The following is a 24,258-nucleotide window of genomic DNA, read 5'->3' as shown; positions in this document are numbered from 1 at the left end:
AATCATTACCCATTTGTAGCAACTGATAGTGTGAAAGGATTTTATCACTTTTTGTAAGATCCTAGTAATAGTGTTTTCGCTGTTCGCTGTTCTATCCTAGAGCTATAATTCCGGTTCAAATCTGGACGAAGTGCAATCCGTCCAAATATAGCCGCATATAAGATTAAACCCTTCCTGATATTAAGGAAGAGTTTTTTTATGGATTTCAACAAATAATAGAAAGACTTACATCAAATGGAGGAGTACATATGAATACGACAACTAGAAAATTCATTCATAAACTTGGACGGCCTTATCAAATTGGACTACTCGTTCTTTTCTGCCTTATTGGCTTAACATCTCCTATTCAGGCGGAATCGCAAAACACTCCGAAAAATGTCATTCTGTTAATTGGTGATGGCATGGGGTTAGGCGCAATAGACATTGCCAGGCAATTTGAATATGGAAAAACAGGAATTTTACATTTGGAAAAGTTAGAGCATGTCGCTCTGATGCGCACCTATTCCGCTAATAATTTTGTCACCGACTCGGCCGCTGGGGGTTCAGCGATTGCCACAGGTGTCAAAACCAACAATGAATCCATCGGTGTAGATTCAAATGGTTCTGAAGTAGACAGTATACTGGATGCCTTTCAAACAAGCGGAAAAAAAGTCGGGATTATCTCAACAAATATGGTTGTCGATGCCACCCCTGCTGCTTTCGGTGCCAGTGTTTCAAACCGCTGGACAGGTGGCGCACATATTGCGAGACAACTCTTTGATAATCGTATCGATGTTATTCTTGGCGGTGGGGCCAGTTATTTCGAAGCGGATAAGCAAAATGGTGTAGATTTAGTCGCTAAATTTAAAGAAGCAGGCTATAGGGTTACGGCTAATAAGCAAGAACTTGCTTCGGTTCAAAAATCTGAAAAACTTCTGGGACTGTTTCACCCTACCTATATGAATTTCAAGCTTGATAAAGAAGAATTTCATTCACATGAGCCATCACTACCCGAAATGACAACCAAAGCAATCGAAATTTTGTCTAAGGGTAATAATGGATTCTTTTTAATGACTGAAGGTGCACGCATTGACCATACTGAGCATGCTGCAGATATTACTGGAATTTGGAAGGAAACAATCGAATTTGATCAGACGGTAAAAGCAGTAGTAGACTGGGCTAAGAACAGAAACGATACCCTGATTGTAGTGCTTGCAGACCATGAAACGATGGGTACCTCTGCTTCTGAAACAATGGATATCGATGCATTGAAAAGAATCAATGTTTCTTCTGAATATATGTCCAAGCAACTTACTTTCGATAAAAATAATGAAATCAATCCAGAAAGTGTCGTTTCCGTATTTAAAAAGTATGCTCATATATCTCTTACAAATAAAGAGGTCCATCAATTCATTGATAACGTAAGAAAGAATAGAACCCTTGTCTATCCACAGCATAAAATAGATTGGGAAATCGGAAGCACAATTGCCAAGTATTATAAAGCAGGAGTAGCTGACCGTAGCGTACGGGCAGCCAGTTCCACAGGAGGACATACCGCCAATATGATTCCTGTTTTCGCAACAGGCCCAGGCAGCGAAGCCTTTGATGGAGTCATTGAAAATACAGATATATCGCAAATCATCACAAAAGCCGCCCGTGTACCATTTACACCTGGCCAACATCAAACAAAAGAGGAATGAATTTATTCATCCCTCTTTTCAGATATTCTACTGTGTCAAAAGATAGATTTTTTCTGAATTCAAGAGAAATTCGTGAGATTGCGGATAAACATTTCCGCTGTGCCTATTGCAACATTATTCATAAGATCTGTTTATATTGTGTTAAGAACCTAGTCCAAAATATTCCCAGACCATAAATTGAATGTTTCGGCCCACTTTTTGTAAGGTGATTTTTTTGAATGCCGGATTTGTCGCTCCACTGGTTAAACTCCCTGGGAACCGCCACTATAAAACCATCTTATTCAAAAAGACGCCAATATGACGTCTAAAGTAGTTACTTTTTGATATATATTTTTGACACATACCCGATTTGGCTTCCATTCTTTATTTTATACCAATCTCCTTGTTGGGACAGAATCGTCACGGTTTGGTTTTTCTTTAGCTTTCCGACGATTTTAGAGGATGTATTCGTTTTTTCTCTTATATTAAGCACACTTGCCGTCACTTTTCCTGTTGTCTTCTTGATAGAGATTTTCTTTGAAACCGTTCTTTGATTATTACTTGCATCCTTGGCTGTGATCGTCACAGTATACGTACCGTTGGACACACTTTTAAAGTTCCAGGTTGCCGATTGACTACCTTTCTTCAGCGATTTCGCATTGGTCGGGGTGGCTATTACTTTACCTTTGCTGTTCTTGACTTGTACCGTAACTTTAGCAGGTTCGCTTATGGTATAAGTAATGCTTGATTTTTCTGTACTGTAATTTCCCGATGTATCAATACTTGTGATATTCGGTGCCGTCGTATCCTTATTTACTTTAATCTCTTGTGTTACAGTACCATTATTTCCGGCTCTATCTGTTGCGGTAAATTCCGCTGTGTAGGTTCCATTACTTACGGCTTTCGTGTTCCAGGTAGCCGACTGAATTCCCTTTTTCATAGATTTCTTACTAATTAGGGTGGCTATCACCTTGCCATTTTTATCTTTAATCATGATGGATACAGTAGCATCCTCATCAATAGCATACGTGATGTTGACCTTATTATTTAGATAGTCTTCCTTCGCCTTCACGCTAGTTATTCTCGGTGCCGTTGTATCTTTATTCACAACAGGATCAGTTTCAGATCCAACCGCAGCGCCGCTGTATTCCCTCACTATATTAGTGTTCGGATAATAAAATTCTAAAATCCCCTGATAGGATTGACCAGCTTCTGCTCTGTGTTTTGCTCCATACTGACTTAGTCCGACTCCATGGCCGTATCCTAATCCATCAATTTTAATTTTGCCTGGATCCGTTGATGTTGAATTATCAACTAGATAACTCTTCATATTACCCAGTCCCACCATGGCCCGGATTTTTGAAGCCGCGACATTCGTTAGGGTGACATTTTGCTGTACTAATTTCCCCTTATCATCGGTAAGATCCTTCACATAAAAGTTCAGCTGGATCGAGCCTTTCGTAACCCGGCCTCCAGATGTTTTATCTGTTAAGGTTAGAACAGGAATTTCCGTTATTTTTATATCCTTTTTGGCATAGCCATTACTTTGCAGCCAAGTCTTCAGGTTAGGAACAATCGTTTTATCCTTTTCTTGTACGCTTGTCCACCAATCTTCCGGCTTTGATACATCGAATTTTGCTAAGTCGATTTGCTTTTTATCCAGCGCTATCGTCCATTTTAATTTCGGGTCATATGAATCTTCTTTAATAGACAAGTAAGCAAGAGGTTCTCCACTTGTCCAAGCATTAGAATTTAATTCAGTCATGCCTCCATTACTCGAAGAAAAGAGTGCTTCGATTAATTTCCCATCATGCTTGATTACCATACCCGTTGTCTGTTCCACGGCTAAATTAGAGTTGGAGTGACCGTCAGCCCCTCCATATACCTGGTAGGAAACCGTATCATTAATCACCTTAGATTGATAGCGAAGTGCATAAGTACGAGCCGCAATTGCCTGTGCTTTTACGGCTTCGCTATGCCATAATGCCGGCATTTCCCTTGGAACCACGCCCTTTAGATAATCTTCAATATAAACATGATTGATAGGTCGAATATACTTGCCCTCAACTGTAAACTCCAAGGAACCGGGATACGAACGGTTATTAATGGAAAGTAAAGAATCTTGTTTAACCGGATTTACCCTAATGGAAGTAAATATACCTGTCTTCTGGGAGTTTTTGTATACCACAAGTTTTCCTGATTCTACTTTCAAAGTCAGCTCTTCATCTGCCTTAATAAATACCTCTTTATCAGATGTTTGATAGTCCCCTGTTGCCGTTAGTGTGACACTTGTTTGGTTCCCTAAGTAATTTTCTAGTTTCACTTTCATAGATGTATGCTCTTCTGTTGCTGCTGCTTTATGAGCAGGAAATGTAGAAAAAATGATAAAGAAAGCAATAAAAATATACTTCAAACTTCTCATTTTTGTTCATCCTCATTTCTTTTCCAACATCTAGACTGATATTCAAAAGATTTCTTTATTAATATTGACCAATTCAAAGATAAACAGAAAACGGAAAATTGGTCACAACAAATTTTACTTTGGTAACAACTATGGTTTTTCGACATTCCAGAATATTCAGTGCAATAGCTATCAAAATATTCTTCTTCATTTTCTGCTTCTATTTGAATAGCAATCTCTATTTTTTTGATAAAATTCATCCTTATCCTAGGTCGGTACTTGACTAACTTTTTACCACTAAGAATTTGGAGCTTCTCTTTTAAATTCTGGATAAACTCTTCATTAACCTTTTTATATAAGGTAAGTTTCTTGAAAAGTCACATCCAGATCAGACTGACATGCAAAAACTAGCCCATTGATAGCTTCATTTTTAATTCCTTATTCTTATTGCACTAACGTTTAAAAAAAGTTTTTAATATCACTGAGTTCATACGTATAAAAAAACCTCACCGCATTGACGATGAGCTATACAAATATATATCAGCTTGCTTTTTTTATATCTTGTATTTTCTGAGCTTTCCAGATTTCGTTTGCCCATTCAGGATGGTCAACAAAAGGATTACGATTATGCTGCCATCTTTCATATATCACATCGTTTCGGCGGCGTTCAAAATCATCTACGGGGTCTAGTTCATTCCACTCTAAAAGAGTGGACAATTTGCCATGTAATGCTTTTGGATAGGTATTAACTGTATCTGACAGCTCTAAATCAATTTCTCCGTTATCTCCTTCATAGCGGACAGCCATATAGAATATCATTCTCGCAACATCACCTTTAACACTGTTAGGTGGTTCCCAAGAGTCAGTATCATAATAACATTCACATCCACTATATTTTTTGCCGCCATTATCAAAATCAAGATGTCCCCTAACACTATTTACAGTTACATCTTCGGGACGTAAATGATGAATATCTGTTCCTGGTCCTACACTGGTACCAAAATCACCATGGGATTTTGCCCAGACATGCTCACGATTCCATTGACCGTTGCTCCCACCATTATTCGCTTTTGCCACCGACTTACCTGAGTAAAGTAAAATGACATTGTTAGGGTTCTTAGGATCTTCGTCCGTATCTTTAATTGCATCCCAAACCTTTGCGTATGTCAATTTTGTTTGTGACTTAATAATAGTATGTAATGACGTTTTTAATTCAGACCCGGTCTTACCTTCAGCTTTTTGATAATAGGGTTCAAGCTGATCGTCGGCAGTAACGTTTACTGAGAAAGTAGCAATTGTTTTCGATCCCCACTTGTCTCTTGCAGTGACAGCAACAATATAGGAACCTTTCGTACTAGTTGGAACTGTTAGTATGGACCCTGATACCGTGCCAATTGTTGTGGAATAAGTAAGTGCATCGCTATCTGGATCTGAAAAATGATTGTTTAAGTTTACACTTACCTCTTCTCCAATTTTCACGGAAAGATTATCGATAGTCTTTATTATTACCGGAGGACGATTTTCTTTTGGAATAAAAGGAGAAGCTATTGCTTCTCCTTTTGCATTATAGAATTTTATACCAGAAACATCCATACCTTCTGTAAAAATCCATTTTTGAACATTTTCTGCTCCCCTGATTTCTGTTACATTACTGTTATCAATCAACACTTCCTTGACTTCAGCACCTGAGAAATCAATGACAGTTTCCTTTTTTATTGGACTGATTATGATTTTCGTTTTCTTCAGACCTTCACCAGATAGAGTCGTATCTGTCTTTAGCCAGATTCCTTCTTTGATATTCGAAGTCGCATCAAGTTTGACCAATGAATTAGGTGTTTCAACTACCAATTTTTTTGTTGTGAATCCAACCAAGTCATATACTTTTTGTGGCTGTGGTGTTTGTGTTGGTTTTAATTCTGTTTGAATCAGGACTGGATCATGGTCACTCGCGCGGCCATCAGCTTCAGTAAAGGATGAATTAATATGGACGATATTCACCTTAGTTTCTGCTGCAATATTATTAGAAACAAGAATATGATCCAGAACTTGAGAATTGCCTTGGTACGTATAAGAATATCTTTCTTCAAAAGGAACCTTCTCAACCATGTTTGTTAATTCACTGCCTTTTAATGCAGTTAGTGTCTTAGAAAATTCAAAATCATTGAAATCTCCTAGTAAAACAACATTTGCATTAGCATCTTTTGATTTAATATCCTTAACAAAGCTGTTAACAATACTCGCAATCTTAAGACGCTGAACTTCACTTTTTAGTTCTGGCGGCTGGTTTTTCCCAAATAAAGGCTGATCTCCACCCTTCGAATTAAAGTGATTGGCAACAACAATAACACTTTCACCGTTGAATTCAAATTGGGCTGCTAACGGCTTCCTGCTTGAAGCAAATGCTGCATTAGTCGGATCGATTCGGCCTGGGTTTAATGTAAGCCTGCCATCGTTAAAGCCGACCGACTCTGTAGCTTTTCCCTTTGTTCCTTCAGTAAGCGAAACAGTACCTTTTTTATACAAGAAACCTACTCGGATATTTCCACCTGGTGCTCCACCATCTTGCTTATCTTCTGGAGCTATATCAGTGAATAGATACTCTGGTCCACCTTCTGCTTGAATCTTGGCAACCAGCTTCTTAAAGCTCTCCGTAGCATCTGTAGTACCACTATCAGTCTCACCATCATTATCCTGCATTTCTGTTAAACCGATAATATCTGGCATCTTCAGGTTCTGTACAATGGCTTTAGCTAATTTCGTTAGTTTTTCATTGTCTGTTTTAGTTGAAAAATTCTCCACATTATAAGAGGCAACTGTTAGCTTCTTCGCATCCGGTTCAATAGAAGTAACCTCACGCTTCGTTCCCCCATCTTGTAGATCAGGTAATTTGGCCTTATTTGTCAACACTTTAAAGTTACTATAACCGTAGCTTACGACTCCTGTAATACTTCCATTAAAACTATCGCCGGTTTTCGCTACATATTTATCGTCATCAAATTTCAGATGAATTCTTTCTGGGTGGGCATCTGTTTCGGTGAACTTGACTCCACCAGCAGAAGTAGAAGTTTCCATATTCTTAGGAATTACAACAACTTCCCCATACTCCTGTGGTGCCACAACCTTCGGACTCTCAAGTTGAACAAGCATACCCTCTAAACTTTCGTAAAAATCAATACCGTCAACTGCTGGATTAAAAACAGTCAATCCATCACTATCAATCTTCCCAGTTGGCGGGGTACGGTCTTTGCCAATTACAATTGGGTCAGGTAAAGCCTGTCCATTTAATTCAACCGTAATCGCGGATGCACTAATTTCTGTTACCGGAAGATCCGTTGTTGCTTTTTCGGAATATCCCTCCATCACATACTCTTTTACCGTTCCGCTTACTTTGACGACATCGCCAACCTTAACGCCATTGGCACTTTTATACACAAGAATTCCCTCTGAAGTGTTTATATCATTATCAGGTTTTTGATCCTGAATAAAGAAATTATTATTATCAATCGTGGATACGACAATACCCTCTATATCTGTTACATTTTGATTTAAATATGGAGAAGTATGTCCAGCTCCTTGAATATCATGAATTCGGACATCACCTTTTGAAATAGTGTAAGTAAATGTAGAGATGTTACCATCCGTTAAGCCACTTTTTACGGCAAAAGTTTTTAATGTCGTAGCTTCTTTGATTGTAATTGGTTTGGTATAGACAGCGCTGCTTTTCGTAGGCTCCTGTCCATCTGTTGTGTAATAGATTGTTGCGTCAGCTGTTCCTGAGGCCAGCGTGACAGTTTCACCTGCTTTAATAAATCCTGTACCAGGTGTCGCAACTACAGCTTGTACTTTATTTGCATCTTGAATAATATCAGATGCACTTCTTGGAATTAATTGATACACGCCTTTATATGATCCCAATACACCTGTAATTGAATCATATGTTGTACCGACTGAAAGAAGCGTTGCATCTTGAGGGCGTAATGTAAGGGACTCTCCCTCCCCATCTTTTCCAATAAAGGTTCCGTTTGAAACAGACTCAACTGTTACATCTTTCACCGTTACAAGCTTAGCTTCCTTACTCTCTTCAAATTGAGCCGCAGTCAATTTTTCTGCAACAGGAATACTTTCTTTTTTAAGAATAGTTACGTCCGCTTTTTGAACGTTTAACTCCAATAGTGTATTATAATCAGCCAGCGTTCCTTTGACGCTGATTTTATCTCCTGCCTCAACCGCTAGGTCTGAACCATAAATAACAATCCCAGCTGTGTCATCCTGGATATAGACTGTATTGTTAGTGCCTGATGTAAAAACGGCCGTAACGACTCCAGTAGTAAGGGCTGAACTGCCAATGGTCATTTTTCTTACCTCGGCTATTGATGTAATAGATATAATTTTATATTCAAACAATGCGATATCGCTATTAGCCAAACCTGATGCTATAGCAATTGCTTTAATTGTCATGTCTTTTGTAATAGTTATTGATTCTGTATATTGAGTGCTTGAACTCGTAGGAGTTGAACCATCAATTGTATAATAAATGGTTGCATTTTCAGTACCTGAGGAGAGTGATACTTTTGTACCATCTACTACCCCGCCAGCAGCTACACTGGCCTTGACAGCTTCTACTTTATTAGGAGAAGGTTCTTCAATAAAGCTCGCCGCAGATAAATCTTTTAGGCCCGATACTGAGAAATAGGCTGTGAGAGTTCCGGTAAAAAGCACCTTCTTACCCACATTACCCGGATTTGTCTTTAGTCCGTAAGTAGCCCGATAGGTACCGCTATTTTTCAATTCTACAGGTATTATTTTACTTGGATCTGTTTCGTCAGGAGAATCGGCAATTGCTAGATTTGTATCTCCTGCAAATTTTGCCGGGTCTTTAGTATATTTGTTTGTTCCTGTTGTATACCCCACGATATAACCCTGCACAGTTGCAGTGCCTGAGTTATTTGCAATCGCCTCTGCAACAGTAATTGGCTCAGCAGCTTTCGTAACGATAGAATTCATTGGTGCAAAAAAGCTTAATATCAATGTGAAAATTAGAATAAGGTTTATCTTTATTTTCCAATTCTTTCTTTTCATTGAACACTCTCCATAATTAATATATTTGCCAAAGGAAAGCCTCCAGCAAAGCTGCTAGAAGGCCTTCCATAAAACGATTAGTCTATGAAATATGTGTCACCAAGAACAGTTACATTTTTAAGAACTACCTTATCAGCGTCAGTACCCTTCAAGTGAAGATTTCCTGTGATTATAGCATTTTCGAGACTAGATACTCCTGTTATATCGACTACTACACTGCCTTTATGAGTTTTAGGGTTCTCTGCTGTCCCATTGAACTCACTTGCCTTCACTTCTGTTTTAGCTTCATCGATAATACGTCCTTCAAGAGCTGGGGCAATTTTTTGGTCTTTCTGTACTTTGATATAATCTTGCAACACTTCCCAATCAACAAAGCCCAGCTCACTTACACGTCCTTCGCTGTATGCTTTTGCGAACATTGTGTAACCATCACCGCCTTTAGCAGTGAAAATATTCGTAGCAACCTGATAATTTTCATCATCTTTTAATTCTTCAAACATTCCATCTTTATATACTTCCACACTTTGCACGCGAGATCCGGTGGCTTTTGTGTGGTCATATGCGAACCGTAGTCCGGCAACCTGCAGAAAACCGCCAAATGCAGCAGGAGCATCCTTCACGCTGAATTCAAGGGCAGATTTAATCTCTGAACCTTTTAAATCCATTACTCCTAATGAGTTACCAAAAGGAAGAATCTCAAAAATGTTTGCTAATGTAATGTTTCCTGCCTTAATTGTAGTACGAACACCACCACCATTTTGAAGGGCAATGACTGTACCTGGTTTGTATTGTTGTGCTTTTGCAAGCATTCCGTCTGCAATAAAGTCACCCAGATTCGTTTCCCCTGTACGTGCTGCCGGATTTCCACCAATTAAGTCTACATCAGCAATGCCCACAACAAATTTCTGCATATCGTCGACCGCTGGCTTGTATTTGGTATTAAGGATATTTAACGCTTCCTCATCATCTTTAATAACATAGGATTTATCTGCATTTTGTTTATTTAAATCTATTAACTTACCATCATTAGCAATAACTTTTCCATCTTTATCGAACTCTACATTCAATTGCCCTAGATAATTGCTATATTCATTAGCCTGAACAATGACAGTAGGCTCTGCTCCTGCTTCTGTATTAACAACAATTGGTTTTTCTAATTTATCATGGGAATGTCCGCCGACAATTACATCAATTCCTTTTACTTTTTCTGCTAGAGTCAAATCGTTATCTCCACCGCCATCATTATAGCCAAGATGGGTAAGTGCAATGACTTTATTAACGCCTTGTTTTTCTAAGCTATTAACGGTTTGCTGGGATTTTTCAAGATATTCTTCAAACTCAACCCCCGCTCCCGGGCTTGAGATATCTTTTGTTTCAGCAGTTGTAAGACCAAAAATCCCAACCTTTTCACCATCAATACTCTTCACGATACTGCTGTATATTTCACCGCTTTTTGCCGTTTGTGTGCTTTCTCCCTTAAAGTAAGATTTGAGATAAGTATCATTCGAAAAGTTAACATTTGCACTTACAAATGGAAATTTTGCATTTTTAACAAAATCAGCCAACTTTTCTGTACCAAGATCAAATTCATGGTTCCCAAAAGTCATAGCATCATATCCAATTAAATTCATGAACTCAAGATCAGCTTGCCCAGTATATTGGTTGAAATATAGTGTTCCAGAAAAGACATCTCCTGCATCTAAAAGCAATGAGTTTTGGTTTTCCTTTCTTACTTCTTTAATAGCTGTAATGCGCCTAGCGATATTATCCAAATGCGCGTGTGTATCATTTGTATGCATGACCGTTAATTCAAAGTTCTCATTAGTAACAGTAATAGTTTTTTTTGCCGAAGTTTTTGTAGCTTTGTGAATTAATGTTACCTCTATTTCGTCTCCTGCTTTCAGGTCATTCGCTCCATCAACTTTAGTTAATACGAGTTGACCATCAGTGTTTGAAACTTCTTTAGCTCCTTTGACACTTACTTCAACAGTCTCAAATTTTGTTACATCTTCACCATATTGGTTAACAACCTTATATCCAATGCTAACTTGCCCACCGATAATTGGAGCTTTCTCAGAAAGGATTTCGATACCTTTTACTTTTTCATCTTCTGTTTTAACTGAACCAGAAACTACTTTACCTTGGACTAAACCAGATACATTAACAGAGTATTCACCTTTTGTAATTTTAGATGTAAGTTCAATTGTTGCTGTTTTTTTGTCTTCGCTGAAAGATACTTTTGAGTAGTTAACTTTACGTCCGTCCTTTTTCAACTCAAATAATGCTTTTGTATCATCAACAGCAGTGTTGAATTTAACTTCTAAAGTTTTAGAAGTGATCGCACTTACTTTCTCAACTTTAACAGTAGCTTCTTTAACTACAACTGTAATTACTAAGTCTTTTGCTTTGTTACCTTTAGCGTCAGTTGCTGTGTAAGTTACTTTGTATACTCCGGCAACTTTAGTATCAATTTTAGTCGCGCCTTTTGGCCCTTTAATTTTGTATGTTACGTACACTTTATTAAGCTTGTCTTCTGCTGTTACTTTAGGAAGCTTGAAATCTGCTCCATTTTCTACTTCGAATTTAACTTCACCTTTGTAAGTGAATTTTGGTGCTTCTTTGTCAGTTGCTTGGTCATATTTAGTTTGAACTTTTTTTGCATATACTTGAATTGCTTTGCCTAAGTCTTTTTTAGTGTCTACTTTAATTTTCGAAGCAGTTTTAATTCTATCCGCCGCTGCTTTTGTATCTCCTTTATTCAACCAGTACTCTGCTTTTTCGTAGTAGTAGTATGCTTTGATTTCTCCTTGTAAAGCAGTTTTAGTAGCTGCTGTGAATTGAGCGTAAAGAAGTTTTTCAATTTTCGCACCATATACAGTGTCTTTAATATTTTTGTCTGTTTTTTTAACAGAAGCATCAAGAGCATTGTATTTATTCTTAACATCTGTTGGCTTTTGAGCAATCGCAGCAGCGTTTAGTTTAGTAAGATCACTATTAAGAGTTTTTTTAGCTTTTTCAGCTGCTTTGTAGCCTTTTACATAGCCTTCAGCACGTGTGATATATTTTTCGTAATCTTTAAGTTCTTTGTAATAAGCATCTTTCTTAGCTTTGCTATTGCTAGAATTTTTTATTGAATCCTTCACATTCGTGTAAGCTTTTTTAGCAGATTTAATTTGTTTTTCAACAGTTGTCACATTTGCTAATTTTTTAGCGTCGAAGTAAGTGCTAAATGGTTTTTTCATTGCTGCTTTTGCATTTTTAACTTGAGTGGCAATGCTAGTAGACGCCTCGGATTGTATTGGTGCAACAGCAGTGAATGCTGATGTTGCAATTGCAGTTGCCGTTGCTAGTTTAATTGCTTTCTTTTTATTCATATAGAAAGTGTTCTCCCTTCAAATATCTAAAATAGAGCTCAAGGTACTAATAGAGTAAAAAATAACAACGACTTACAAAACAAATCATTTTAGCACTAATTACCCCCTTCACAATTCCTATTATAAGTAACAATGTTAAAACCAGTTCTATGAAACTATATAAACCCAATCATTTTTTACCAATTTATCCTTGTAAATCTACAATAATATAATAATTTTGAAATTTCTACCTCTTTTATAATAATTTTAAGTTAAAGTTTTTGTTATTACTTCCAATTATCCCTCTATTAACTAACTATAATTTGTGATGATTTATTATTTATTAATATTTAAAAGAGTATTGTTTTTATATATTATCAATTTGTAATAGGAATATAGATACATAAAAAAGGCACCTACTACCAGTAGGTGCCTTTCCTTATTCATTTCAAATATTTCTTCAAGATCGGTTTCATTTGATCGACAGCCAAATGGCTCCCGCCGCGTCCTTTTACATCTTCGATCATCCATGCCATAAGAAGTTCTGGATCTTCCGTGTCCATGGCGACGAACCAGCCGTTTTCTGTTCCGTTGGAGTTTTTGGAAGCCTTTATTTCAGCGGTTCCCGTTTTGGCTGCGATTTTGATGCCAAGGTCATTTATGCCATGACCGCTCCCCTTAGGATGTTCCACGACTTGTGTCAGCATCTTAGTAATCTGATTCGCTTGATCAGCTGATATGACTTTTTCTTTCCATATTTTCTTTTCTGTGTTATTGCCTGTTATTAACGAAGGCTTAAGGATGTTTCCTTCATTTAAGAAGGCTGAGTACGTCATTGCCAAATGAAGCGTGCTCATTTGAACTTGCGCTTGGCCATATCCAGCATCTGCCAGGCGCCCTTCACTGTCGACTTTACCGATGCTCGATGCTTTGATCGGGTAGTCGTAGTCCAATGGATCATCAAATCCAAATGCTTTGAGTCCACTTGTGAATTTGTCCTTACCAAGGCCAAGTGCTTTTTGGGCAAAGTAAATATTATCTGAATAAATTAACGCTTTTTCCATATCGATTGCTACACCGGGATCAGCTACTCTCGTGATGGAATGGTCTTTCCAAGTCGATTTGGCCCACGTTTTCCCTTGGATATTGATTGCCTCATTCGGATCCACACCATTTTTCAAAGCTATCGCCGCAGTTATTGCCTTAATTGTTGAACCAGGTGCAAAGGTTGAACTGAATCGATTCAGAAGCGGCTTATCCGGATCTTCTTCAAGCGCTTTTTGTTCCGCTTTTGTTATTCCGTATATATATTTGTTAGGATCAAATGAAGGGCTTGAGACAAGTGCCAGCGTTTCGCCGGTCTTTGGGTCAAGTGCTGTAGCTGACCCTGCTTCTTTTTTGTATTGCTTAAAGATATCCTTTTGAAGCTCAGCATCAATGGTTAATGTAATTGTTTCTCCTTCTTCAGCTGGCTTTTCAGCTATGACTTTTTCTTCGCCATTTTCTGATTTGATATAGATTTTACCGCCTGGCTTTCCTTTTAGACGTTCTTCTAAAATTTCCTCGAGACCACGCTTGCCGATAACGTCACTGGCTGTATATCCCTTGCCTTTCAATTTTTCCAGGTCTTCCGCCGACGCTTCACCGACATATCCGATTAAGTGGGCGGTAGCATCTTTATAGGGATATATACGATCCTCTCTATTATTGACCGAGACCCCAGCAATGCTTAACAATTTTTCCAAGGTTGCAGTGTTATCGGATGACATTTTCTTGATAGGCACAAAATAGCCAGGCTGCACCCATGATTGGTTCAATTTCTGATTCACTTCATCCGTTGACATGTTGAGAATTCCTGCAACCTTCTTAACTGTCTCAGTTTCATTGGCCATTTTCTCTGGTACGATTCCCACTTCTGCAACGTTACCATTCATTGCAAGACCACGTTCATTTCGATCGACAATTTCCCCGCGTATTGCCGGGTACGATTCAACTGAAATTTTTTCATTAGCTTCTAATTCAGGGAAGATATAGCTTTCATCCCACTTGACGTACCACTTATCTTCCTCATCTCCCTCTTCCTTGACAAGGGTTGCCTTATGGTCAGAGCTAATCGCTCCCGCCATTGTTTCCATATCAACTGTATAGGCGAGATTTACTTTTTTAGCATCTTTATGATCTTTTTCTTCTTTTGGCTGTTTATAGTCCACTTTTAATTGGTCGACCTCAATGCCCTTATAGATTTTTTCATAGCGCTTCGCAAATTCATCTGCACTGACTTTTTCCTTCGTATCAGATGACAGATACTCATACATCTTCGAATAATCCTGTTTATTCCAAAGCTTCGTGTAAGCCGCAAAGCGCTCTTCTGGACTAGGCTCATCCGAGCAGCCTGCCAAAAACATAACGCTCATCAACAAAAAGCTGGAAACTAATGCTAGTTTCTTCATAATTTCCTCCTAATGAATAGTTAGAATGATATACATATAGTTTATCAAAGTATTAGAGAAATAGGGGAATTTGTATGACTAATTTCTTCATTCTGTTAATTCCCCATGTTTATGCTAAAGCAAAAGTCCTGCACTTAAGTACAGGACTCCTACAAATTAAAGCATTTTCTTTTTTCGACTTCTTTTCTCTTGCAGCCATTTTTTTAAGAAGAAAAAACCCAAGACACTGGATATGACGAGACCAGTTGTCGTCACAAAGACAGCCACCCATTCATATATGGTGTAATTCATATACTCTTTCCATGTTAATTTCCCTTTCCAATCTTCAATATATAGATTCATTCCGAAAATTCCGGAGATAACGGTGTAAATCGTGAGGATTTGCAAGAGATAATTACTGCTTTTCCCAGCTGATTTTTCCTGATTCTGATAGAGGTAGGAAAGTGTTTCTTTTAATCTTTATAAAGCGGGGCAATCCTAAAGGTTTCCCCCGTCATTTTAAATAGCTCTTTCCCAGTGGCCGTACTGTTGACTTCGGTAAATAAGTATTTTGCGGAAAACTCGGTGATCATGAAGATTAGCTGTTCTGTACTTGTTTGGTCCTTTTCCACATCAATTCGGGAGTGTTCATGTGCCAATTTCAGAAGTACTATTTTATAATAGAGGTAAAGCAACAATGCATAAAAGTGCTGACCGTACATTTCGCTTGCGAGTTCCTGCCCCAGCTTGCCTGTCGCTTTCGTTACACAGGCAAAATTGTACACGCTTGTTACATAATAGGTTTCCTTCGCCCACCTGTCATAAACCCTTTCCTGATAATACCGTTCGATGTAATCTGGATTTGATGCACCGATATAGGGCTCACCATCACTATCATACCCATTCAGCTCACTGGCACGGTACAAATCATTTTTAGAAATATTACGATTCTCTGGGAGTGCAATGTAGCTAATTACATACATTTTTTCATCTATAAAAAAAGGCGTATTTAAATACGGTGATTCGAAGGTGCACCGAATATCCAGTTTTTTTGTAAAACGTCGTAATCCTTCTTTCTGCTTTGAACTGCTTGGAAACAAAATCGGCTCAATGTACGGCATAAAGTATTTTTCTAATTTACGGTGTAAAACTTTGTGGTCTCCGTAAAATCCACCTTGATGTTTCATATCTTTCAAGTTCAAAAATACGAAATTGTCCTCAAGCAAATTTTTCACAAAAGTTTCAATCTTATTTCCCTCAAGTGTGAATGGAAAGATGAACTGCTGAAAGGAACGCCTTGTAAGATCATTTTTATTATTTATCACATCCATCATCTATTCCTCCGCTTAAACTGGGATGGCCTAGGTTAAATTCATCTTGTTTCTTATTTTACCCAGGCATACAAAAACAAAACGAAACATATTGTAAAAAAGTGGACAAAGTATCCGCCAACAACAAAAAAAATCCCCCAAGCAGGAGCCTGGGGGCAATCGAAGGGAGTCTTTCAACTCTCTTCACTTTAGGGTACTAGAAACTGATGTTTCTAATGAAAATCCGATATTCGGACCATTTTAGCATTTATTTTTAGTAGAATAAAACGTGAAAATTTATCTTATTTAAGCATTATTACGTATTAGATAGTAAGGAATTCTATTATACTGAGCTTTTCAGATGAAAATATAACTATAGGAATAATATAAGTTTTCCCCAAACTATCTTTTTATAGGGCTCTACTTATCCGTCAAATTCACGTTTTAGATGAAATGGAAAAGCTAATACCTCAAAGCCAAGTGATAGAAAACGAATGAGCGAATTCATGAAAAAAGTGAAAATGAATGCTCAAAAATCTCAATTAAACGGTAAAAACTCATAACACATAAGTGTCATGAGTTTTTACCGTTTAAAATGCAATTTCATTTTCCAGAGGGTTGTGCCTTACGCACTTTTTGATACCGATTACGTCCAAAAAATGTTGAATTTTCTCCATAGATGTTGCCTGATATTCATCTACTATAGAAAATTCTTTAATATAAGCGATTTTTTCCTGTATATCTGTATCTATATGATCTTGGTTGTATCCTTTTTCGTTTGATTTTTTGCATGTGTATACCACAGCTTCACCAATCTTTTTGGTTGCCTTATCAAAATAAAAAGAAAACACAATGGCACATTCTTCATCATAAAAAGAGGGCTGAACTTTCATATTAATATCAATCATTAACCTTACACCTCTCTCCGTTTTGTTATTTTTACTATAACAAAATTAATAAAAGGAAATAGGTGTTCCAAACTACGCTTACGATTCTTCTTCACGTACCAATTGGACCTTTCATTCCCAATTCATAGATAATTATAACTAAAGGAATATGCGCAAAAGAATAATCTACAAAAGAACAAAAAAAAAACATCTTCGAATGAAGATGCTAAGAAGAGCAAAATTATAGTTCGATTCTTATTTATATAAGCCTGGAAGTTCTGCGTAAAGGCCTGGTAATTCGTTTGGAACAATCACAAAAGCAGCGATGATAAGAAAAGATACGACTAATGCTTTAGTACTTTTTTTCATAGGTCATTCCTCCTTTTTTACAAAAAAATATTGGTTAAAATAGAAATTAATTCTATAGTTATATTTAACCACACTTCTTAAAATCATATAAATCGACTACAGAATCTATTTAAACCGTTAAGGACAGGTACATACAGCTTTTACCGATTTTTCATAACAAAATATAACTCTAGGCATATTTTAAGGAGAATCAAAATGGATTTTTTTGCAGTTGGACAAAAAATAAAAGAGCTACGCAAACAAATCGGACTTTCACAGGAAGAGTTAGCATCCGGTATTTGTACACAAGCACAGATTAGCAAGATTGAAAAAGGTGATGTCTATCCATACGCATCCACTCTCTATCTAATTTCTCAACGCTTAGGAGTGGATGTGAACTATTTTTTTGATATTGGCATGACTCCTAGACTGGATTACGTAGAAGAAGTGATCCATCAACTAAAAATAGCGAGAAGAACCCGAAATTATGAGGAAATGCAACAAATTGTGAAGACTGAGGAAAACAGTCCACTTTTTCTTCAGAACAAAAAGAATCATCAGTTGATTCTTTGGCACAAAGGCATCTATGAATACGAAAAAAATAAAGATCTCGATAAAGCTATTGATTTTATTAAACAAGCCATTGCTATTACTCATACCACGGATAAAATTTATTCGGAACGGGAGCTCGAAATTTTAAGTAGTCTCGGCGTGATGTACGTCGCCGAAGAACAATACGAAAATGCGTTTGCCCTGCTTCAGAAGGCACTAGATCATTTAAAAGCCCTTCCTATTCTTACAGATAAGACGCTAAAGACACGTTTATCCTATAATTTTGGTAGAGTGTTAACGCGACTAGTCCGATATGAAGAGTCTATTACATGCTGCCGCGATGCAATAAAATGGTGCTTGGAACATGATCAATTATATGCTTTAGCCGATTTACATTACCATTTAGGCTACAACCTTGAACTGGTAGGAAACTATAAAGAAGCAAAGGAATATCTAGAAAAGTCTGCATTTCTATTCACGTTACAAAAGAATCATACCTTTGCTACATTTATCAACAAAAGACTGGATAGTTGGAAAAATGAAATGAAAATAAACTAAGACTATAGTAAATGGCCATTCCCACACGGGAATGGCTCTTCACATTTACGAATTTACAAAGCATATACACAAGCTCTCATGTCCATATTCCAAAACCTGTATTCCTCTATTTCAAATTCCAAGCCAAAATGAAGTATAATAAAGAGATGCTTCAAAAAACCACTCGGGAAATGGGGTCTGACCCCCCTATCCGGTTGCTCGGAAACCCTGTACTTTTAAAGGTTTTCTGGTCTTTTTTATGGATAGGAAATAGGGTCTGACCCCCTCATTACGTATTTTTCGCCGTTTTGTGGGGTTTGAAAGTAATAAAGAATTTGTGTGGGGTTGACGTGCATGTTTGGTTTCCCCATTTGGAAGGCTTTATAGCTGCTCCACTTATATTCAGCGAGGTTTTTGACGATATTGGCTTTTACAGGGTTTAAATGAATATAACGGCTTTTACCAGTGAATTGTTCGATCGATTTGGTAACGTCCTTGGAAAAGGTGTCCATCGTGGTCATGACGCCTATTGAAGGTGATAGCATAGCGGGAGTTCAGCTTATGCATAATATCGCTGATGGGGTGCTGCATTGTTTTGAGGAGAAGATGAACATGATTGGTCATGAGGCAATAGCTATGAAGCTCGAAGAAATATTTTTCTTTCGTTTCCTCTACATGATGCAGATAACGAAGTCGGTCCTTATCATCTAAAAAAAAATGTCACTGTGGCGATTGCCACAGCTTGCAATATGATACATCGCACCAGGGTACCATTGCCAAGGTTTACGAGGCATAAGCCATCATCCTTTCCTATACCGGGAAATAGGGTCTGACCCCTATCCGGTGTTGTTAAAGTACTGATAGATCAATGATAATACAAAAATATAATTTTGCGAAATGGGGTCTGACCCCTAGAGGAGGAGAGTATGGAGCGGGAGTTGTTGTTTGTTGGGGAGCGACTAGCGGGATTTTTGGAGGCCGGGAATTCAGATGATTCGGATGTGGTAAATCAAGGGCTTCAGTTGTACCGTCAAGGGCTTGTTGATCTTAAAGAGGAAGCGGTGGATACAATTACTGCTGAGGTGCAGGATGTCACTCGCTATAAGGCAAGATTGAATCTTCTCTTCCCTCAGGATGGAAGCTGTACATGTGATTCCAGGTTTATTTGCCGGCATCAAATGGCGGTTTTCTTTTCTGCGTATTCGGAATACGCTAGTGTTTCCGATTGGTTAAGCGAATGGAACACACCAAAGAATACCACACCCACCCAAGCTTTACAGCAAGTAGAGCGGGCAAGTGAATTACTTAAACAAGTAGAGGAGAAATCCATTATCTTAGATAAAAGCTATCCATCATGGAAGCAATTCGTGAACGTTACCTTCACGGAACAAGTAGAGCCTCATATAGGCGCACCAACTTACGTGATTGAAAACCATATACAGACCTACTTTAAACGTCTCAGCTCCAAGTCCCCCATGGAACGGGAATGGAAGCTACTTTATCATTTTGTTACGCAATTTTGTACGATGCAACTGACACTGAGAATGATTCAGTTACACAAAAATCAGACGCAAACGATCCGTGTCTTTTATGCACTGGCCGTCGATCTTGCAGAAGAGCTGCATGAAACGGTTCAGCCGCTTAGTCGACAGGCACGCCCCTTCGCCTTTGATCCTTTCGTTTTCAGCATCAAAGAAGATGTAGCTAAGCTACTGAATGGCGGTGAAGGCCTAGAATATGAAAAGATTGATCTCTATCGGGAGATTTGGAGCTATTTGTTCACCACGTCCTCATGGCGTAAAGAGGAACTCGAACGGGTCAAGAGAGAACTTCCAGAACAGTATTTAGGTACGACTGAGCGGACCTCCTATTCCCTAGCAGCGATTCACCTATCCTTGCTAGAAAATCAGGATCATCAGGCGATTGAACTTCTCCATGAATTGAAGAAGGAAGCCTGTCCATATATCTTTTATTGGCTGAATCTCCTGTCTGAATCAGACAATCGTTCACGGGCCATTCCTTTCATCGAGTTCATCATCGCTCATGTTCAGGAGTTTTTGGCAGATCTTTCTGATTATTATCAGCGGGTGGATTTCGTACGGACCTTTACGACTTTGATTAGCAGCTGCTGCTATAAGTTAAAGCGGAACGATTTGCTTGAAAAATTTTACCGGGCTACCCTTCCACACAACTATTGGAACTACGCAAATTTCCTTTTTGAACAAGGACAATATAAAAAGTGGGTGGAGATGCATATTTACTCAGATATCAGCATTGATTTAATCAGCAGTGAATCCATTAAAGAAGTGGTCTCTAAGGATCCTGAATTAATCCTGCCCCTTTATTACCATGCGGTTCAGGAAAAAGTGTCCTTGAAAAACCGACCTGCCTATAAGCAAGCTGTCCGCTATTTAAAAAAGATGCGTACTATCTATAAAAAGAGTAAAAAAGAAGACGTATTCGAACGGTATATTCTATATGTAGCCGATTCAACGAAACGGCTACGCGCTTTCCAAGAAGAACTAAAAAGGGGTAAGCTAATCGATGTTTAATCCAGGAAAATTAAAAATCAAAATAGCAGCTCTCGAAAACGGAACCTACGTCCTTGGTGTCGTCAATGAAGAGAATAGCTTTCTCAACACGAATTATATTCGCAGACTGTTATTTAATTGGGATGACGCAAGCTTTTACGGTACTAAAATGACGACAGATACGATAGAAGGAAATCCAGTTTTCATTCTTGACGCTTGGGGTCTTCTCAACTTTTTTGCGAAGGAAAGCTTCAACTCCTTCATTGAATGGGAATGGTCCGAGATTTCCTCCCTTTGCCTGTCTGCAGCACCTGTTCTACATGAATCCATTGAAGCAGGGATTCCCGTACCGGATTTCACTAATTTACAGTTGGACTCTATCGGCTGGAAGCTGCCGGAAGAAGTAGAGGAGGAATTTGTTCCTTCCTTTTGGGAAGAAGAAATCTCCTTGGACCTTCCTACACCTGAAATGGAAACAAATCGAACTTTTATCGAGAAGTGGTATAACGGTGCTGCGAATATGTATTTAAAAAACTACTCACCTATGCAGGATAAATGGAGCGAAGCTGTCGGAGCATTAAAGGATTCACGACTTTCTCCTGAAGAATTGCAGGCCTTTTTCGACAAAGACAGCTGGCAGGAATGGCTCGGCGCCCAGCATGATCCTAAACCATTCACTATAGGCCTTCGTTTAACTGAGCCCCCTGATGGTGTTGGACCTTGGATACTCGATGTCACCCTTCGTTCCAAAAGAGATGAGAATATCATCGAAACATATACAGGAAAAAAACTGCCGCGCGGCTGGAATAAGTACGCAAGCGAAGTGGTGCGTGCTACTAAACGCTGGCAACTCGTCGTGCCCTGGCTTGGAGAGAATGGCCGTCTAAAAAGAGAGCTTTCGGAAACCGACGCATGGGAGTTTTTGACCGATGCTAGCGAAAAACTACTGTTTCTTGGTGTTGAAATTCTCCTTCCATCCTGGTGGCTTGCCCTGAAGGAGTCCACTCTCAAGGTGAAAGCGAAAGTAAAAAGCCAATCGAATCGGGGCCCCTCTTACGTTGGCCTTAAAGCTTTAATGGACTTTGATTGGCGGTTCTCCCTGAATGGTAAAGAGCTCACTGAGGCAGAGTTCGAGGAGCTCGTTAATGAAAAACGCAGACTCGTTTATATCCGCGGCCAATGGGTTAAACTCGACCCGGCTTTCATTAAGCAAATTCAGGAACTGATGGAAACAGCTAATGAAAAAGGGATTCAATTGTCGGATTTGCTGCAGCAAGAGTTATTGAGCAGCACAAATGAGGATGGCGATGATGATTCAGAAATCGATGAAATGCTCCGAATTCAATTTGAATTGAATCAGGAGCTTCGTAAAATGGTGGGAAGACTGCGGGAAACAAAAAACATTTCAATCCTGCCCGTTCCTAAGACACTTCAAGGCGATTTGCGTCCCTATCAAAAACTCGGTATGAGCTGGCTGCTTTTTTTAAGAGAGCATGGTTTTGGAGCTTGTCTTGCAGACGATATGGGGCTGGGGAAAACCGTTCAGATGATTGCCTACCTACTTCATGTGAAGGACAAAGAGGGAGCCATTAAGGAGCTCCCTATTGCCTCGAACGACGAACAAAAGAGTGAACCGATTATTTTCGACGAGGAAGGTAACACGGAGAGCAGCGATGAGGCAGAAATAATTACCGCCATTCCAGAACCTGTTTCAGTTCAATCAGCTCTTATCGTCTGTCCAACATCCGTTCTTGGCAACTGGCAAAAAGAATTAGAAAAATTCGCGCCCACACTTAAGGTTCATCTTCATTACGGATCGAATCGAGCTAAAGGTGCAGCATTTGCTAAAATAGCAGCGGATCATGATATTGTCTTAACCTCATATGGCCTGACCCACCAAGATGTAGCTGAACTATCCTCCATCCATTGGAGCAGCGTAATCCTAGATGAAGCACAAAACATCAAGAATGCCCAAACAAAGCAATCCAAAGCGGTCCGCAAGCTAAATGGCCGGCATCATATTGCCTTATCGGGTACGCCAATGGAAAACCGTTTGAGTGAGCTATGGGCGATTTTCGATTTTATCAATAAAGGTTATCTTGGAACGCTAGGTCAGTTTCAGGAAAAATATGTGGCGACCATTGAACGTGATGAACAGAAGGGTAAAATCAAGGAATTACAGCGCTTGATTCAACCATTCTTGCTCCGCCGGACAAAACGCGATAAAGAAGTAGCCCTGAATCTCCCGGATAAGCAAGAGCAAAAGGAATTCGTTCCGCTTACCACCGAGCAAGCATCACTGTATGAACAGCTACTCAAGGATACCTTTACTGATATCGAACAGCTGTCTGCCTTTGAACGAAAAGGCATCATACTGCAGATGCTTAATAAACTAAAGCAACTTTGCAATCACCCTGCTCTTTATTTAAAAGAGATGGAAAAAGAAAACATCCTGAAGGCACCCAACCGCTCCGGCAAACTTGAGAAACTGACTGAGCTTGTAGACGCTGTCCGCGAACAAGATGAAAGCTGCCTCATTTTCACGCAATATATTGGGATGGGTAACATGATGAAGGAATTGTTAGAAAAAAGGTATGGCTTTGAAGTTCCCTTCCTGAATGGGAGTGCGAATAAAAAGCAACGTGATGATATGATTACTAAATTCCAAAATGGAGATTTTCCAGTCTTCATTCTCTCGTTAAAAGCAGGTGGCACAGGACTTAATTTAACAGAAGCGAACCACGTCATTCACTATGACCGCTGGTGGAATCCAGCTGTTGAAAATCAAGCTACAGACCGTGCCTATCGAATTGGGCAACAGCGGTTCGTTCATGTTCATAAGTTAATATGCACAGGGACACTGGAAGAAAAAATCGATCAGATGCTTGATAAAAAGCAAGCACTAAACGACGAAATCATCAGTAGTGACAACTGGATCACTGAACTTTCCACAGAGGAAATAAAGGACTTAGTAGCACTTCAATAATGTTCTCACGCTCCAAAACCCCTCTCACGATACGAAGATGAATGAGGGCAGGGTGTTAGCATATTAAGATAAAAAATAAAGGAGAATACATATTCGATATGTATTCTCCTTTTTTTATTCAAAAAGCGCCGATTAATACTGAAATTTTTAACTCTTAAAAACTTATAGCTAGCTATATAACTTTCTT

General features: G+C 38.7%; 13 protein-coding genes. 4 read left to right on the top strand and 9 right to left on the bottom strand.

The window, feature by feature from the left end; all coding sequences use genetic code 11:
* Positions 1-248: 248 nt before the first annotated feature.
* A complete protein-coding gene (locus ACQKMR_RS00465) occupies positions 249-1,679 on the top strand; it encodes an alkaline phosphatase (RefSeq protein ID WP_427695508.1) in 1,431 nt (476 codons plus the stop codon).
* A 313-nt stretch (positions 1,680-1,992) separates the two neighbouring features.
* On the opposite strand, the gene ACQKMR_RS00460 is transcribed toward ACQKMR_RS00465, so the two are convergent.
* The 7 genes from ACQKMR_RS00460 to ACQKMR_RS00430 all read right to left on the bottom strand — a co-directional run bounded on the left by ACQKMR_RS00460 (position 1,993) and on the right by ACQKMR_RS00430 (position 17,138).
* Positions 1,993-4,080: a SpoIID/LytB domain-containing protein gene (locus ACQKMR_RS00460; RefSeq protein WP_427695507.1), complete on the bottom strand. Its 2,088-nt coding sequence runs from the start codon at positions 4,078-4,080 to the stop codon at positions 1,993-1,995.
* A 519-nt stretch (positions 4,081-4,599) separates the two neighbouring features.
* On the bottom strand, positions 4,600-9,138 hold the full coding sequence (locus tag ACQKMR_RS00455; RefSeq protein ID WP_427695506.1) for an endonuclease: 4,539 nt from the start codon (positions 9,136-9,138) through the stop codon (positions 4,600-4,602).
* 77 nt (positions 9,139-9,215) lie between these two features.
* Positions 9,216-12,512 (bottom strand): 5'-nucleotidase C-terminal domain-containing protein, encoded by a 3,297-nt coding sequence (locus ACQKMR_RS00450; RefSeq protein WP_427695505.1) that lies wholly within the window; start codon positions 12,510-12,512, stop codon positions 9,216-9,218.
* 422 nt (positions 12,513-12,934) lie between these two features.
* On the bottom strand, positions 12,935-14,941 hold the full coding sequence (locus tag ACQKMR_RS00445; RefSeq protein WP_427695504.1) for a penicillin-binding transpeptidase domain-containing protein: 2,007 nt from the start codon (positions 14,939-14,941) through the stop codon (positions 12,935-12,937).
* 156 nt (positions 14,942-15,097) lie between these two features.
* Positions 15,098-15,283, bottom strand: coding sequence for a hypothetical protein (locus ACQKMR_RS00440; protein ID WP_427695503.1), 186 nt, complete (start codon positions 15,281-15,283; stop codon positions 15,098-15,100).
* A 110-nt stretch (positions 15,284-15,393) separates the two neighbouring features.
* Entirely contained in the window at positions 15,394-16,251 is an 858-nt protein-coding gene (locus ACQKMR_RS00435) for a hypothetical protein (protein ID WP_427695502.1), read from the bottom strand.
* Between the two features lie 569 nt (positions 16,252-16,820).
* Positions 16,821-17,138: a hypothetical protein gene (locus ACQKMR_RS00430; RefSeq protein ID WP_427695501.1), complete on the bottom strand. Its 318-nt coding sequence runs from the start codon at positions 17,136-17,138 to the stop codon at positions 16,821-16,823.
* A 543-nt stretch (positions 17,139-17,681) separates the two neighbouring features.
* On the opposite strand from ACQKMR_RS00430, the gene ACQKMR_RS00425 reads away from it, so the two are divergent.
* Positions 17,682-18,575: a helix-turn-helix domain-containing protein gene (locus ACQKMR_RS00425; protein ID WP_427695500.1), complete on the top strand. Its 894-nt coding sequence runs from the start codon at positions 17,682-17,684 to the stop codon at positions 18,573-18,575.
* A 236-nt stretch (positions 18,576-18,811) separates the two neighbouring features.
* Here ACQKMR_RS00425 and ACQKMR_RS00420 read toward each other — a convergent pair whose 3' ends face one another.
* Positions 18,812-19,099, bottom strand: a complete 288-nt coding sequence (locus ACQKMR_RS00420; protein WP_427695499.1) for a hypothetical protein — start codon at positions 19,097-19,099, stop codon at positions 18,812-18,814.
* Positions 19,014-19,238, bottom strand: a complete 225-nt coding sequence (locus ACQKMR_RS00415; RefSeq protein WP_427695772.1) for a transposase — start codon at positions 19,236-19,238, stop codon at positions 19,014-19,016. Before ACQKMR_RS00415 ends, ACQKMR_RS00420 begins: the two co-directional genes overlap by 86 nt.
* Before the next feature lie 242 nt (positions 19,239-19,480).
* Here ACQKMR_RS00415 and ACQKMR_RS00410 point away from each other — a divergent pair, with 242 nt between their 5' ends.
* Complete coding sequence (locus ACQKMR_RS00410; protein WP_427695498.1) at positions 19,481-21,106, top strand: hypothetical protein; 1,626 nt, start codon at positions 19,481-19,483, stop codon at positions 21,104-21,106.
* Positions 21,099-24,071, top strand: coding sequence for a DEAD/DEAH box helicase (locus ACQKMR_RS00405; RefSeq protein WP_427695497.1), 2,973 nt, complete (start codon positions 21,099-21,101; stop codon positions 24,069-24,071). The genes ACQKMR_RS00410 and ACQKMR_RS00405 overlap by 8 nt, the downstream gene beginning before the upstream one ends.
* Positions 24,072-24,258 lie beyond the last annotated feature (187 nt).

This window comes from Peribacillus sp. NPDC096540 (genome assembly GCF_050278525.1).
Classification (GTDB): Bacteria; Bacillota; Bacilli; order Bacillales; family DSM-1321; genus Peribacillus.
Note: the sequence above shows the minus strand (reverse complement) of the source record. Positions and strands in the feature narration are given on the sequence as shown.

What these genes read in the sequence shown, in the direction of transcription:
- ACQKMR_RS00465 (WP_427695508.1), top strand. Translation starts at nt 249, where the DNA reads ATGAATACGACAACTAGAAAATTCATTCATAAACTTGGACGGCCTTAT.
- ACQKMR_RS00460 (WP_427695507.1), bottom strand. Translation starts at nt 4,080, where the DNA reads ATGAGAAGTTTGAAGTATATTTTTATTGCTTTCTTTATCATTTTTTCT.
- ACQKMR_RS00455 (WP_427695506.1), bottom strand. Translation starts at nt 9,138, where the DNA reads ATGAAAAGAAAGAATTGGAAAATAAAGATAAACCTTATTCTAATTTTC.
- ACQKMR_RS00450 (WP_427695505.1), bottom strand. Translation starts at nt 12,512, where the DNA reads ATGAATAAAAAGAAAGCAATTAAACTAGCAACGGCAACTGCAATTGCA.
- ACQKMR_RS00445 (WP_427695504.1), bottom strand. Translation starts at nt 14,941, where the DNA reads ATGAAGAAACTAGCATTAGTTTCCAGCTTTTTGTTGATGAGCGTTATG.
- ACQKMR_RS00440 (WP_427695503.1), bottom strand. Translation starts at nt 15,283, where the DNA reads ATGAATCTATATATTGAAGATTGGAAAGGGAAATTAACATGGAAAGAG.
- ACQKMR_RS00435 (WP_427695502.1), bottom strand. Translation starts at nt 16,251, where the DNA reads ATGGATGTGATAAATAATAAAAATGATCTTACAAGGCGTTCCTTTCAG.
- ACQKMR_RS00430 (WP_427695501.1), bottom strand. Translation starts at nt 17,138, where the DNA reads ATGATTGATATTAATATGAAAGTTCAGCCCTCTTTTTATGATGAAGAA.
- ACQKMR_RS00425 (WP_427695500.1), top strand. Translation starts at nt 17,682, where the DNA reads ATGGATTTTTTTGCAGTTGGACAAAAAATAAAAGAGCTACGCAAACAA.
- ACQKMR_RS00420 (WP_427695499.1), bottom strand. Translation starts at nt 19,099, where the DNA reads ATGCTATCACCTTCAATAGGCGTCATGACCACGATGGACACCTTTTCC.
- ACQKMR_RS00410 (WP_427695498.1), top strand. Translation starts at nt 19,481, where the DNA reads ATGGAGCGGGAGTTGTTGTTTGTTGGGGAGCGACTAGCGGGATTTTTG.
- ACQKMR_RS00405 (WP_427695497.1), top strand. Translation starts at nt 21,099, where the DNA reads ATGTTTAATCCAGGAAAATTAAAAATCAAAATAGCAGCTCTCGAAAAC.